This is a genomic window from Streptomyces sp. NPDC087428 (genome assembly GCF_044744085.1).
In the GTDB taxonomy this organism is placed as follows: Bacteria; Actinomycetota; Actinomycetes; order Streptomycetales; family Streptomycetaceae; genus Streptomyces.
Genome location: NZ_JBIUXR010000004.1, coordinates 12,304 through 27,232, shown reverse-complemented (window position 1 = coordinate 27,232; position 14,929 = coordinate 12,304). Strand labels below are relative to the sequence as shown.

6 protein-coding genes are annotated in these 14,929 nt (G+C 70.0%); 3 read left to right on the top strand and 3 right to left on the bottom strand.

The annotated features are described in order from the left end of the window. Positions 1-39: 39 nt before the first annotated feature. From ACIO3R_RS09850 to ACIO3R_RS09840, 3 genes are all read right to left on the bottom strand, one after another. Complete coding sequence (locus tag ACIO3R_RS09850; RefSeq protein ID WP_402104906.1) at positions 40-876, bottom strand: alpha/beta fold hydrolase; 837 nt, start codon at positions 874-876, stop codon at positions 40-42. Beyond that, complete coding sequence (locus tag ACIO3R_RS09845; RefSeq protein WP_402104904.1) at positions 873-1,466, bottom strand: TetR/AcrR family transcriptional regulator; 594 nt, start codon at positions 1,464-1,466, stop codon at positions 873-875. The genes ACIO3R_RS09850 and ACIO3R_RS09845 overlap by 4 nt, the downstream gene beginning before the upstream one ends. Before the next feature lie 73 nt (positions 1,467-1,539). After that, positions 1,540-2,178 (bottom strand): LysE family translocator, encoded by a 639-nt coding sequence (locus ACIO3R_RS09840; RefSeq protein ID WP_402105263.1) that lies wholly within the window; start codon positions 2,176-2,178, stop codon positions 1,540-1,542. 661 nt (positions 2,179-2,839) lie between these two features. On the opposite strand from ACIO3R_RS09840, the gene ACIO3R_RS09835 reads away from it, so the two are divergent. The 3 genes from ACIO3R_RS09835 (at position 2,840) to ACIO3R_RS09825 (ending at position 14,906) form a co-directional block, all read left to right on the top strand. Then, positions 2,840-3,733: a sterol desaturase family protein gene (locus ACIO3R_RS09835; protein WP_385028849.1), complete on the top strand. Its 894-nt coding sequence runs from the start codon at positions 2,840-2,842 to the stop codon at positions 3,731-3,733. Positions 3,734-3,820: 87 nt separating this feature from the next. Then, positions 3,821-13,240: an amino acid adenylation domain-containing protein gene (locus ACIO3R_RS09830; RefSeq protein ID WP_402104903.1), complete on the top strand. Its 9,420-nt coding sequence runs from the start codon at positions 3,821-3,823 to the stop codon at positions 13,238-13,240. After that, positions 13,230-14,906 carry a phytoene desaturase family protein gene (locus ACIO3R_RS09825; protein ID WP_402104901.1) on the top strand — a complete coding sequence of 559 codons (1,677 nt, stop codon included), beginning with the start codon at positions 13,230-13,232 and terminating at the stop codon, positions 14,904-14,906. The genes ACIO3R_RS09830 and ACIO3R_RS09825 overlap by 11 nt, the downstream gene beginning before the upstream one ends. The last annotated feature ends 23 nt before the right edge of the window (positions 14,907-14,929 follow it).

Genomic DNA, 14,929 nt, shown 5'->3' with positions numbered 1-14,929 from the left:
GGAGCGGTGTCGGGGCTGACCCGGCCCGTTGCCGTCGCCTCAGCCGCGGAGGACCTTGCGGAGGAGCTCACCGAACTCGGCGGGATGCGTGGTCAGGCCGGTGTGCCCGCCGGGGAAGTGCTGGAGTTCGGTGCCGAGGCGCTCGGCCAGGAAAGCTGCCGGACGGTAGGGCAGCTCACCGCGTGAGCCGTCACCACAGGCGAGTACGAGCCGGTCCGACAGTGCTTCGAGCCGGTTGATGTCCGGGGCGTAGGACATGAAGGCGGGCACGATGCGTCCGACGAAGTACGGCAGGTTGGCCATCGTCTGCTCGGCCCGCGCCGCTGCCTGCGGCGGGAGCCCGACCGAGGCCGCCGGCTCAGCCGTGTCACTGTCCTTCTTCAGCCCCGCGGCGAATACCGCCATCGCCGGCATGAGCCCCTCCGTACGGAGCGTCTCGGCCACCCGTGCGACGAGCGCGCGATGCCCGGAAGCGTCGGGAAGGACCTCCACCATCGGCGGCTCGTGCGCCACGACGCGTTCGACGTGTCCGGGACGGGCGGTGAGCAGGTGCACGGCGACGATCGCGCCCGAACTTGTACCGAAGACGCGGGCGGGCTCACCGGGCGAGAGCAGCTCCAGCACGCGGAACGCGTCATAGGCATGCTCGGCCACTCGCTGTTCGGCCCCGGGGTCGGCAAGCGTGCTGCGGGACATACCGCGCGGGTCATAGGTCGCGACGGTGTATTCGGCGGCCAGATCGTCGGCGACCGCGTCGAAGGACGCCGCACCGCCCGCCCCTCCGGGGATCAGCAGGAGAAGCGGACCGTGACCGCGCACCTCGTAGTGCAGGGTCGCACCATCCACGCGAAGGCTTCCGATGGTCGGCTCCGTCATGAGCAGTCCCCTTCCAGGGGCGGCGGCCAGTGCTCCAGCAGGGTGTGCAGGGCGTCGAGGGCCCGGACCCAGGACTGCTGCGGGGAACGTGCGTGCGCGAACCCTCCCGCGGCCTCCAGGGCGACGAATCCGTGGAACGTGCTGCGCAGGAGGCGGACCGCGTCGGTGAGGTCGGGCTCGGCCAGTCCGTAGCCCCGCAGCATGCCGTAGGTCAACTCGACCGCGCGCCGCGGTCCGGGCGCTTTCACGGCCAGCTCGGGATCGATCTGCATGGGGGTCTGCGTCGCCATGTAGCGGCCCGGATGCTCGTGGGCGTACTCCCGCCAGGCATCCGCGAACGCGACCAGCGCGTCTCGGCCCGCGCGCCCGGCGGTGGCCTCCGCGATGCGCACGGTCTTCTCGTCCGCCGCGAGCAGCGCGATCCGCCCACGCAGGTCGTCCAGGCCGCGGACGTGCGTGTAGAGGCTCGCGTCCTTCACCCCGAGCCGCCGTGCCACCTGAGACATCGTCACCCGGTCGAGCCCGACCTCGTCGGCCAGTTCGGCGCCCGCGACCGTCACCCGTTCGACTGTCAGACCAGCCCGCACCATGCATCCTCCCAAGAACCTAGGATCTCTAGATATAACCTAGGGGTCCTAGGGATGGCAACCGGGAGAGAGGCCCTCAGTCCTTGCGGCCTGTCGTGGCGACGGTGACGCCGAGGCCGATCATCGCGAGTCCGCCGGCACCGCCGACCAGCGCGAGGCGCTGCGGGGAGCGGGCGAACCAGCATCGCGCAGTGGCGGCGACCAGGCCCCACGCGCTGTCGGAAGCCACCGCGATGACATTGAAGACCAGGCCGAGCAGCAACGTCTGCACCATGACGTGCCCCTGTCCCCGGTCGACGAACTGGGGCAGTACCGCGGCGAAGAACACGATGGTCTTGGGATTGGCCACGCCGACCGCGAACCCCTCCCACAGGGTGCGCAGACCGCCCTGGGCGGGGCCGCCGCCGGTGAGAGCGGCGTGCAGCGAACCGCGCTGCCGCACCGCCTTGACGCCGAGGTACACGAGGTACGCGGCGCCCGCCAGCTTCAGTACCGTGAAGACGAGGACCGAACGCTCCACCACGGCCCCGACTCCCAGGGCCACGGCCACGACCAGTGCATAAGCTCCGAGTGTGTTCCCCGCGACGGTGGTCAGTGCGGCACGACGCCCGTGCGCCAGCGCCCGTCCGATCACGAACAGCACGCTGGGGCCAGGGATCACGATCAGCAGGAATGACATGGCAGCGAATGCCGGCAGTCGGTCGGTGGACACCATGGAACTCATGTAAGCACGGGAGCCGTTGACGCCCACAGCCCCTTTCCCGTGCGGACCGTGAGACGGCATCGGGTCAGGCGTCCGCATGCGATATGCCCGGCGTTCCCCGTCGCGCAGGCCGGTGACTCCCCGGAATCCCCGGCGCCACGGACGTGGCCGTTTCCGGTGTGATCCGCGATCCAACGGAACGCCCGCAGGTGCGGCATGACCTGCTGCGTGGTGCCGGCTCGGCGAGCGGGAATGAAACGAAAAGAATACTAAGTAACCCACATTGGCGACAGGGGGGCCTCTCCCTATTTCTTCCGGACCGAACGTCCGGTTCAATGACTGCGAGGTCAGTCACGGCACTCGGGGGGAATCTCATCAAGTCGTCGGTCGAGGATTGAAGCCGCTGGAAGCGGAAAAGAATGTAGCGGGCTCGTGCAGGACATCTCATGCGAGCTCACCGCATCGGGTCGGATCTCATTCTCGCCCAACCGCATTCACCCTCAAGGGTGTGTGGGTGCTTGGTATCAAATTCCGTTACGCCCCTGGGGCTTTCGTCTTCCGCATGAAGCCGGCAGCCCTGGTTCCCCTTGCAGCGACGCAGGCGGCGCGGCCGGTCAGCATGTCCACGGAGGTGTTTCGGGTGTACGAATACGAACGACGCGCCGACGGCTGCATTCACCCCGCGCGGCGATTATCGGCGAGGTACCACCACCAGAGCATTCTGCGTGTCCTCGCTTATCCTCTGCTCCTGGCGGCCACCTTCGTGGTGGCTGCCGGCTCGCTGATTCTGCACGTGGATCCCGGTCGGGTCAGCCCGCTCTTCCTGGTGGGTACGCTCCTCTACCTGACCGTGCTCGAGCGGCTGATCCCGCACCGGCGCGACTGGCATCCCAGCAGGACGGAATGGCGCTGGTACGGCGTCTACTTCCTCCTCACCATGGCAGGCAGTGCCCTGGCACAGTTCGGGGTGACGACCGCGGTCGGGAGGATTTCGCCGGCCGATCCGGCGCTCCCTCTGTGGGCCGAGATCCCGGCCGCCCTGCTGAGCGGTTCGCTGGCCAGCTACCTGGTACACCGGCTGGGGCACACCAACCCACTGCTGTGGCGGCTGCACGGTGTGCACCACGTACCGCAGAAGGTCAACGTCGCGAACAACGGCGTCAACCACGTCCTGGACATCGCCCTCGCCCAGGGCGCCGTCCAACTCACCCTGTCACTGGCCGGATTCTCTCGTGAGTCCGTACTCGCCACCGGGCTGTTCGTGGCCGCGCAGGGCTACTTCGTCCACGCCAACATCGACGTACGCATCGGCCGGCTCAACCACGTCCTGGCGAGCCCCGAGCAGCACCGGCTGCACCACAGCACGGATCTGTCCGAGGCAGGCCACTACGGATCCGACCTGTCGTGCTGGGACCACCTCTTCGGAAGTTTCACCTGGCGGTCGGGGCGTGAGCCGGCCGCGGTCGGTCTCTGCGATCCCACGTCCTTCCCAGGGACCGGCGAGATTCTCGGAAGCCTTCTCCATCCGTGGCGCCGTGTGAAGAGGACCGGGGGCGAAAGCGTCTGACCCCGGAACCCGGGCCCCCGGCCCTGCACCACTGACTTCGGCGCTGCCTCCCCGGCAGCGCGTCCACCTGATGAGGAGTGTGCGAACTTGGCTGACGCGATCAATGACGCTTCTACGGGCAAAGTTGCGATCATCGGTATCGGCTGCCGCTTTCCCGGCGAAGCATCGGACCACCGGACCTTCTGGCAGAACCTGCTGGACGGCAAGGACTGCGTCATCCCCACGCCCGCGGACCGATACGACGTCAACACCCTGAAGAGCCGCCACCGGGACAAGCCCGGTCGCCTGGCAGGCGGCAGGGGCGGATACATCGAGGGTTTCGACGAGTTCGAACCGGCCTTCTTCGGCATCAGCCCCCGCGAGGCCGACCACATGGACCCCCAGCAGCGCAAGCTCCTGGAAGTGGCCTGGGAGGCACTGGAGGACGGCGGTCAACGGCCCGCCGATCTGGCAGGCAGCGACACGGCCGTCTACGTCGGTGCGTTCACGCTGGACTACAAGATCCTTCAGTTCGCCGACCTGAGCTTCGGCACGCTCGCCGCTCACACCGCGACCGGCACGATGATGACGATGGTGTCGAACCGGATCTCGCACTCCTTCGACTTCCGCGGCCCCAGCCTCTCGGTCGACACCGCGTGCAGCTCGTCCCTCGTCGCAGTCCACCTGGCGTGCCAGAGCCTCAACAGAGGAGAGACCGGTCTCGCACTCGCGGGCGGGGTGCTGCTGCACATGGCACCGCAGTACACCATCGCGGAGACGAAGGGCGGATTCCTGTCGCCCGAAGGACGTTCCCGCACATTCGACGCCTCGGCCGACGGCTACGTACGTGCCGAGGGCGTCGGCCTGGTCGCGCTCAAGCGGCTGGAGGACGCCCTGCGGGACGGGGACCCGATCCACGCGGTGATCGTCGGCAGCGGCGTCAACCAGGACGGCCGGACCAACGGCATAACCGTCCCCAACGGGGAGGCCCAGGTCTCACTCGTGCGACGGGTCTGTGCCGAGGCCGGCATCACCCCCGGCGATCTGCAGTACATGGAGGCGCACGGCACCTCGACACCCGTGGGCGACCCGATCGAGGCCAACGCCCTGTCCCGCGCACTCGCCATCGGACGCGCCCCGGGCGCCGCCTGCTACGTCGGCTCGGTGAAGGCGAACATCGGTCACACGGAATCGGCTGCCGGGATCGCCGGACTGATCAAGACCGCCCTGGCCCTCAAGCACCGCCGGATCCCGCCCCACATCAACCTCGAAAGGATCAACCCCGCCATCGACCGGGCCTCCTCGCCGTACGACATCCCCACCCGGGTGACGGACTGGCCCGAGCACGAGGGGCCGGCGCGGGCCGGGGTCAACGCCTTCGGCTTCGGCGGCACCAACGCCCACGCGGTCCTTGAGGAGGCACCCGCACACACGGCGCGGCCGGCACCCTCCCGGTCCTCCCACGCCTCCCGGCCCTTCCGGTCGCAGGAGCGGAGCTGGAGCATTCTCCCCCTGACCACGCGTCACCCGGACGCCCTCCCACAGATGGCGCAAGGCATCAGCCGCGAGCTCGCGGGCGGCCACGGACCCACGGTCGCACTCGACGACCTCGGACACACACTCGCCCACCGGCGCCAGCACCTCGAATCGCGTCTCTCCGTCGTCTACTCCTCCAAGGAGTCACTGGACGAGGCGCTGGACACCTATCTGCGGGGCGATCCGCATCCCCGGGTGGTGCAGGGGCGGCAGCTGGACGCCCCGGACCGGCGACTGGTCTGGGTGTTCACCGGCATGGGCCCGCAGTGGTGGGCCATGGGACGCGGGCTGCTGGCGAGCGAACCGGTGTTCCGGGACGCGGTCACCGCGTGCGACCGGGAGATCCGGAAGATCGCGGGATGGTCCCTCATGGACGAGATGGCGGCCGACGAGAACCGGTCGCGGATGGCGGAGACCTGGCTCGCACAGCCGGCCAACTTCGCTGTACAGATCGGTCTGGCGGCCCTGTGGCGTTCGTACGGCGTCCGCCCGGACGCGGTGGTGGGGCACAGCACCGGAGAGATCGCCGCCTTCTACGAGGCGGGCGTCTACTCGCTGGAGGACGCGGTCAGGATCGCCGTCCACCGCAGCCGCCTCCAGCACACCCTGTCCGGAACGGGCACCATGCTCGCCGTCGGCCTGCCCGAGGCCGAGGCCGACCGCTGGGTGCGCCCCTACGGGGACCGGATCTCCGTGGCCGCCGTCAACAGCCCCGCCGCGGTCACCCTCGCCGGGGACGGAACGGCGCTGACCGCGCTGGCCGACGCGTTGCGCACCGAACAGGTCTTCACCAAGTTCCTTGCGGTGGAGGTCCCTTACCACAGCGCCGCAATGGAACAGATCAAGGACGAACTGCTCACCGCGCTCGCAGATATCGAGCCCCGTCCGGCGACGGTTCCGGTCCACCTCACGGGCCAGGAGGGCGTCGCCGAGCACGTCGAGCTGGACGCCGCCTACTGGTGGAAGAACGTCCGTGACCGCGTACGCTTCCGCGCGGCCGTGGACCGGCTCGCCGACGACGGATACCGGCTGTTCCTTGAGATCGGCCCCCACCCGGTCCTCGGACACTCCATCCGCGAATGCCTGGAGGCCAAGGGGCGCACCGGCGTCTCGGTACCCTCGGTGCGCCGCGAGGAGGACGAACCCGAGCGCTTCGCCGTGTCCCTGGCGACACTCCACAACTTCGGGCTCGGCATCGCATGGGACGTACTCCAGCCCGTCGGGGAGACGGTCCCGCTGCCCCGCTACCCATGGCGCCGCGACCGCCACTGGACGGAGCCCGGCGCCGTCGCACAGGTCCGTCTCGGGCTGCTCGACCACCCCCTGCTGGGCCGCCGCACGGACCACACCGAACCGACCTGGCAGGCCCGGCTCGACACCGAGCGGCTGCCGTACCTCGCCGATCACCGCATTCAGGAATCCGTCGTGTTTCCCGCGGCCGGCTATCTGGAGATGGCCGCACAGGCCGTGCGGGAGCTGACCGGCGGCACGGACGTCGTGCTGGCCGACATCGATCTGCGCAAGGCGCTCTTCCTCGCCGAGGACGACGTCCGCACGGTCCACCTCTCCGTTTCGCTGGAGGACGGCGGCTTCGTCGTCGCGTCCGCTGCGGCCGGTCCCGAGGGGGAGCGCACCGTGCATGCGAGCGGAGTGGTGCGTACCGCGCAGCGCCGCTCGGCCGGGCCGGCGCTGCACGCGGGCCCGATCAGGGAACGGAGCCTGCGCCGGCTCGACAGCCAGGAGTGCTACGCCGCACTGGCCGCGCTGGGCTACCAGTACGGTCCCGCCTTCCAGGCCATCGAGGAGGTCTGGATCGGCACCGACGAGGTCTTGGCGCGGATCAGTCCGCCCGCGGTGATCGGTGACGGCGCGGCAGGCCACCACATTCACCCGGTGCTGCTCGACGCCTGCTTCCAGGCTCTGCTGACGCCGCAGATCCTGGCCGGGGAGACATCGTCGGCGGGCACCAGCATCCGGCTGCCGCTGTCGCTCGACGAGATGAGCGTCTCGCCCGTCGGGGACCAGCCCCTGTGGGTACACGGCACGGTGCGCCGCCACGACGGGGACGAACTGGTCGGCGACCTCGCGCTGTACGCCGAGGACGGGACGGCGCTGGGCCGTGTGCGCGGTTTCCGTGCGGCTGACGTGGAGAAGGCCTCGGGGGCCGTCTCCCGGAGCACCGTCGACTCCTGGCTCGCGGAACCCGTCTGGACCGACCGCCCGTGGGCGGCCTCCGGGGAAGTGGCGCGGGGTCCCGGCACGGAGGAGCCACAGGACTGGCTGGTCCTGGCGGATGACGGGGGAGTCGGGGACGCCTTCGCGGAGCTGGTGACCGCGCGCGGCGACCGCTGCCGCACGGTACGCGTGGGCGACCACGACGACCGGTCGGCGGAGAACGGGAAGTTATCCGGCGCACCTGACCGCGCTGCCCTGCTGGAGCAGCTCTTCGCCGAGCTGGACCGGGACGGCGCGCCCTTCCGCGGAACGGTCGTGCACCTGTGGAACCTCGACCTGCCCGACATCGCGGACTGTGAGCGCAAGGATCTGGCACGGGCCGCGGACAGCGGCGCGTACTCCCTCGTCGCGCTCGCCAGGATCCTCCTCGCCCGGCAGGCCGGCGGACGGCTGCACGTGGTCACCCGCGGTGCCCAGCCCGTGTCACCGGGGGAAGGGGCCGAACCGCTCGGGGCGCCCGCCTGGGGTGTGACGCGCGTTCTCCGGCACCAGGAACTGGCCGGACACCGCGGCAAACTCGTCGACCTCGACCCCGCGCAGGAGCCCGGCGCACCCGGCATCCGCGCGGACGCCGAGGCACTGCTGCGCGAGTTCCTCAACGACGACGAGGAGGAGATCGGGCTGCGCGGGGGCCTCCGGGCGACCAGCCGCATCCGGCCCGCCGAGGGGCTGACACGCCCGCTGCCGCTCCGCCTGCGGGCAGACGGGAGCTATCTCGTCACCGGCGCGTTCGGGGCACTGGGCCGACTGCTGTGCCGGACGCTGGTGAAGCGCGGGGCGCGTCGGCTCATCCTGATGAGCCGGACCCCCGTGCCGGGACGCGAGGCCTGGCAGGCGACCGACCCTGCCACGGCGCAGGGCAGGGCCGTAGCCCTCCTCAGGGAGCTGGAGGACGCCGGCGCACAGACGGTCCTGGCGCCGGTCGACGTGACGGACGAGCACGCGCTGACCGCCTGGCTCGACCAGCACCGGCGGGGCGGAGCACCGCCAGTGCGCGGCGTGTTCCACCTGGCCGGCCAGGTACGGGACAGGCTGGTCGCCGACATGGACCGCCCCACGTTCGACGCGGTGCTCGACCCGAAGGCCGTGGGGGCGTACCTGCTGGACAAACACCTGCGGGACGAACCACTCGAACACTTCGTGCTCTTCGCCTCGATCGCCTCGCTGCTGACGACCGCGGGCCAGACCAACTACGCCGCGGGCAACGCCTTCCTGGACGCGCTGGCCCATCGGCGGCGTGCGCAGGGCCTGCCGGCCCTGAGTCTCGACTGGGGCCCCTGGGCGACGGGAATGATCGAGGAACTGGGCCTGGTCGACCACTACCTCCACAGCCGGGGAATGAGCTCGCTGTCCCCGGAAGCGGGAATGACCGTACTGGAACGCGTCATCGGACAGGACCGTGCACAGCTGCTCGTCGCCACGGTCGTCGACTGGCCGACCTTCCTGGCCTGGTACGACTCCCCGCCACCGCTGGTCACCGAATTGGCCGCGGCCGCTCAGGAACACGCGGTGGAGGAGGGTGGCGGATTCCTGGACGCGTTCCGCGACGCCGGGGAGACGGAACGCCGCCGCCTGGTGACCGACCGGTTCACGGCGCTCACCGCCACGGTCCTCCGGGCCGCGGCGCACGAGATCGACCCCGCGGCCGGGCTCACCGGGCTGGGGCTCGACTCACTGCTCGCGATGGAGCTGCGCGCCAGGACACAGGCCGATCTCGGCATCGCCCTGCCCGTGGTCGCCCTGCTGAGCGGTACCTCCGTCGGCGAACTGGCCGGCCGGCTGTACGACGGCCTGGCAGAACGGGTGGCGGCGGGCAGCGCGGGGGAGAGCGACGCGACGGCCGTCGAGGTGTTCACCGACGAGCTGAACCATCCCCTGACCCAGAACCAGAAGGCGCTCTGGTTCCTCAAGCAGCTCAATCCCGACGGCTACGCCTACAACATCGGCGGCGCCGTGGAGGTGCGCGCCGAACTCGAACCCGAGCTGATGTTCGACGCGGTGCGCACACTCATCGCGCGCCATCCGTCGCTCCGTGCCAACTTCCATCTGGAGGACGGCGTGCCGGTGCAGCGCACGACCTCCGGGACGGAGCCCGACCTCGGCCTGTTCGACGTCCAGGGCCAGGGCTGGGAGGACATCCAGCGAACGATCATCCGCGAGTACCGCAAGCCGTACGACCTCGAACACGACCGGCTGGTGCGGTTCCGGCTGTTCAAACGCGGGCCGAGCCGCTGGGTCATCATGAAGGCCGTTCACCACATCGTCTCGGACGCGATCTCCACCTTCACCTTCATCGAGGAACTCCTCGCGGTGTACGAGGCACTGAAGCAGGGCCGGGAACCCTCGCTGCCGCCGGTGGGCGCCAGGTACCTGGACTTCCTCAACCAGCAGAACCGGTTCCTGGCAGGCCGCGAGGCCGGCGGAATGCTTGAGTACTGGCGCTCCCACCTGCCCGCCGAGGTCCCGCTCCTGGACCTGCCGACCGACCGGCCCCGTCCAGCCGTGCAGACACACAACGGCGCCTCGGAGTTCTTCGTCCTCGACGACGAGCTCAGTGCCCGGGTCCACGCGCTGGCACAGGAACACGGCGTGACACCGTTCATGGTGCTGCTCAGCGCCTACTACGTACTGCTGCACCGCTACTCCGGCCAGGACCACGTCGTCGTCGGCAGCCCGGTGACCGGCCGCACCCACCAGGAGTTCGCCTCGGTCTACGGCTACTTCGTCAACCCGTTGCCGCTGCACGCGGACCTGTCCGCGGGCCCCACGGTCACGGAGTTGCTGGAGCAGGTCCGCAGGACGGTCCTGAACGGCCTGGACAACCAGGAGTACCCGTTCGTCCTGCTGGTCGAGGAGCTGGGGCTCCAGCACGACCCCAGCCGCTCGGCCGTCTTCCAGGCCATGTTCATCCTGCTCACCCACAAGGTGGCCACCGAGCAGTACGGATACCGGCTGGAGTACATCGAACTCCCCGAAGAGGAAGGACAGTTCGACATCACCCTGTCCGTCTACGAGGACGAGGCGGAGGGGCGGTTCCACTGCGTGCTCAAGTACAACACCGATCTCTTCCTGCCTCAGACCGTGCGCCGCATGGCCTCGCACTACGTCCAGCTGCTCGACAGCATGACGCGGGCGCCCGCCGAACTGCCCACCCCGAGGCTGGAGATGCTCGGCACGCAGGAGCGCGGGCAACTGGTCACCGAGTGGAGCGGCGCCTCCCGGCTGCCGGCCGTCGCCGAGCGGCAGCCGGACCGGGACAGGGCGGTCCATCACCTGATCGGGGACGTCGCCGCCGCACACCCCGAGGCTGTCGCCGTCTCGGTGCCGACTCTGCGGGGAGGTACGGCAGACCTGACGTACGGGGAGCTCGACCGCAGGGCGAACGCCAGGGCCCGGCGGCTGCGCGAGCTGGGCGTGGTGCCCGGTTCCGTCGTGGGACTGTGCCTCGACAAGTCGCCTGAGCTGGTCGTCACCCTTCTCGCGGTGCTCAGGGCGGGAGGCGCCTACCTGCCGGTCCACCCCGATCAGCCGGCCGACCGCGTCGCCCACGTACTGGGCATCGCGGAGGCCGGCCTCATCGTCGTCGACGACGCGCGTGCCGCGTGGGCCGAAGGCCTGCCGGCCACCGTGGTGACCCCGGCCGGGCTGCGCCCGACGGAGACGGAGGGACCGGCCCCGCAGGGGACGGCCGACCTCGACTCGCCCGCCTACGTCATCAACACCTCGGGATCCACCGGCCGCCCCAAGGCCGTGCGGGTCAGCCATCGCAGTCTCGCCTCCGCGTACGGGGCGTGGTTCGAGGAGTACCGGCTGGCGGACGAGGCACGCGTCCATCTCCAGATGGCGGAGCCCTCGTTCGACGTGTTCACCGGCGACCTGGTGCGCGCCCTGTGCTCGGGCGGCCGCCTGGTACTTGCCGACCGGGACCTGATCTTCGACACAGCCCGGCTGTACCGCACGATGCGGACGGAACGGGTCGACTGCGCGGAGTTCGTCCCCGCCGTCGTACGGGGCCTGATGGACCACTGCGAGCGTGAGGGGGAACGGCTCGACTTCATGAGCCTGCTGGTGGTCGGTTCCGATGCGTGGAAGGTGGCGGAGTACGAGCGGCTGCGCGGTCTGTGCGGTGCGGGCACCCGGGTGATCAACTCCTACGGCGTCACCGAGGCCACCATCGACAGCGCCTTCTTCGAGGGGCCCGCGGACGGCCTCGAGCCCGGCCTGATGGTGCCGATCGGCCGGCCGCTGTCGAACAGCACACTCCATGTCCTCGACGAGCACGGAGAACCGGTCCCGCCCGGCGTGCCGGGCGACCTGTGGATCGGCGGCGAGGGAGTCGCGATCGGGTACGCCGGGGACCCGGACCAGACGGCGCAACGCTTCGTGACGTGGAACCTGAGCCGCGAGCCCGGCGCCGCACCGGTACGGCTGTACCGGACCGGCGACGTGGCGCGCTGGGACACGCACGGCCGGATGCACCTCCTCGGACGCAGCGACCACCAGGTCAAATTGCGCGGTCACCGGATCGAGATCGCGGAGATCGAGTCGCATCTGGCGGACTGGCCGGGTCTCGCCCGCGCGGTGGTGGCCGTCCGCCCCGACGCCGCGGGGGACGCGACCCTCTGCGCCTACTGCGTGGCGGAGCCGGGGGAGACGCTGGACCGGCGCGCCCTGCGCCGCCATCTCGCGGGAGCGGTACCCGCCTTCATGGTCCCCTCCCACGTCGTCGAGCTGCCCGGACTGCCGCTCACCCCGCACGGAAAGATCGACGTCGCCGCGCTCCCGGTCCCGGCCGTTGCGGACCGGCAGCAGTCGTACGAAGCGCCGGTGACCCTCTACGAACGGAGCATGGCCCGGCACTGGGAGGCGCTGCTCGGGATGGACCGGGCGGGACTCGGGGACGACTTCTTCGAATCCGGTGGCAGTTCGATCAAGCTGATCGAACTCCTCCACCACCTGCGGACCGAGTTCGGCATCGGCGTCCCCGTCAGCCGCCTGTACCAGGCCACGACCCTTCACGGCATGGCCGCGGCCGTGGAGGACCTGGTCAACAGCACGACATCCGAAGAACTTCCCTACCTGACCTTCAACCCCGGGCAGGGGCAGTCCGTCTTCTGCTTCCCCCCGGCGGGTGGCCACGCGCTCGTCTACCGCGGCTTCGCGGAGCAGCTCCGCCAGAACCGGATCGTCGCGTTCAACTATGTGCCCGGCGACGACAAGGTGGCCCGCTACGCGGATCTGGTGGAGTCCGTCGGATCCGAGGGCCCCTGCCGGCTGCTCGGGTACTCGCTGGGCGGCAACCTCGCGTTCGAGGTGGCCAAGGAACTCGAATCACGCGGGCGCGAGGTCTCGCACGTCGTGGTGCTGGACTCCCGCCGCATCCTGGAGAGGTACGAGCCGGGCGAGGAGGGCGTCAGGACCTTCGAGGCGGAGCTTGGCCGCCACCTGTACCAGCACACCGGCTCCGAGATCGTCGCCAAGACGGTGCTCGAACACGCGGCCGAGTATCTGGAGTTCTGCGGCAGAACCCCCAACACCGGGTCGGTGGCGGCCTCGGTCGGCGTCGTGACCGACGAGGAGAAGGCAGGCCTCTACGCCGTCGGAGCCCCGGGTGCCTGGCACGGCAGCTCCACCGGCGGGACCCATGTCCTGCGGGGCTCCGGGACCCACGCCGACATGCTCGACCCCAAACACCTCCCGCGCAACGCCGCCCTGGTACGCGCCCTTCTCACGGGGGACGCGGACCATGCCGGATGAGGACGACTGGGACACCCCGCACCGCACGCCCGGCAGCGCGCCCCGCGTCATCGTCATCGGCGCGGGCATGGCAGGCCTGTCCACCGGCTGCTACGCGCAGATGAGCGGGATGCGGACCCGCATCTTCGAGAAACACGTGCTGCCCGGCGGGTGCTGCACCGCCTGGTCCCGCGACGGCTACCTCTTCGACTACTGCATCGAGTGGCTGATCGGCACCGCCGCGGGCAACGACGCCAACCAGGTCTGGCGTGAACTGGGCGCGCTCGACGGCAAGACGGTCAGGAACTTCGACCTGTTCAACAAAGTCGTCGACGAGGGCGGCCGATCGGTGACCTTCTGGAACGATCCGGCACGCCTGGAGGAACACCTGCTGCGCGTCTCGCCCGCCGACGCACGACTGATCCGCTCCTTCTGCCGTGACCTGAGGCGGTTCACGGAGATCGAGCTCTATCCGTTCCTGACCGCGCCCGCCCTGCGGACCGTACGGGAGAGAGCGGCGACACTGCGCACCGTACTGCCGGCCTTCCGCCTCTTCTGGCGCACCGCGGCCACGCCGATGCACCGGTTCGCGGACCGGTTCGAGGACCCGCTGCTGCGCAGGGCCTTCCGGAACATCTTCTTCCAGGATCCCGAGGGCTTCCCCCTGCTCCCGTACCTGTTCAACATGGCCAGCGCCTACCACGGCAACGCGGGCTTCCCACAAGGCGGTTCGCTCGGCCTCGCTCGGTCGGTCGAGGAGCGGTACACCGGACTCGGCGGGACGGTGACCTACCGCGCCCGCACCGAGAAGGTACTGGTGGACAACGACCGGGCCATCGGGATCGAGCTCCGCAACGGCAGGAGGTACTACGCCGACCACATCGTGTCGGCCTGCGACGGACACACCACGATCTACGGACTGCTGGAGGGCAGATACACCGGAGCGAGGATCGACAAGCTCTACTCCGAACTACTCGAACGCCCCGGAACGCTGTTTCCCGCCGTGGTCTCCGCCTTCGTCGGCATCCGCGGCGCCCTTCCCACCGAGGACGCCCACAGCACCACCTACCTGCTCCCGCCCGAGGAGGCCGCCGAACTGCCCGGCGCGCTCCAGAGCAGCCTGGTGGTCCAGCTGCGCTCGCGCTACTCGGACGGCTTCGCCCCGCCCGGGAAGTCGGTGGTCCACTGCACCTACTTCAGCGACTACACGTACTGGAAGGCGCTGCGCCACAGCGACCGCAAGGCCTACTGGGCGCAGAAGCGCCAGGTGGCCGACTTCGTACGGCGGTTCCTGGAGCGGCTCTGGCCGGGCACGGCCGAGCGGATCGACCTGGTGGACGTGGCCTCGCCGGCGACGACCCGCCGCTACACCGGGAACCACAACGGCTCGATCCTGGCCTGGAAAGCGTTCTCCGACGCCGACGACGTGTCCGCCGAGCTGGTCGGCAAGGACCGGATGAGGCTGCCCGGACTCAGCGGGTTCTCCATGGCCGGCCAATGGGTCGGCATGGGCGGCCTGATCCGAGCCGCGTCCACCGGCCGCTTCGCCACCCAGTACCTGTGCGAAGAACTGGGCCTCCCGTTCAGGGCGTGGGAGAGCGGCGGTACCGCTCCCTGGCACCCGGGCAGACTGGGGCAGCTGCCCCAGCTCGACCGGTGGTCCTCCAAGGAGGGAACCGGCGCGTGACGACAGAGAAGAGCGGCCCCACG

Bases quoted from the DNA above. Each gene is read 5' to 3' on its own strand.
- ACIO3R_RS09850 (WP_402104906.1), bottom strand. From the start codon at position 876: ATGACGGAGCCGACCATCGGAAGCCTTCGCGTGGATGGTGCGACCCTG.
- ACIO3R_RS09845 (WP_402104904.1), bottom strand. From the start codon at position 1,466: ATGGTGCGGGCTGGTCTGACAGTCGAACGGGTGACGGTCGCGGGCGCC.
- ACIO3R_RS09825 (WP_402104901.1), top strand. From the start codon at position 13,230: ATGCCGGATGAGGACGACTGGGACACCCCGCACCGCACGCCCGGCAGC.
- ACIO3R_RS09840 (WP_402105263.1), bottom strand. From the start codon at position 2,178: ATGGTGTCCACCGACCGACTGCCGGCATTCGCTGCCATGTCATTCCTG.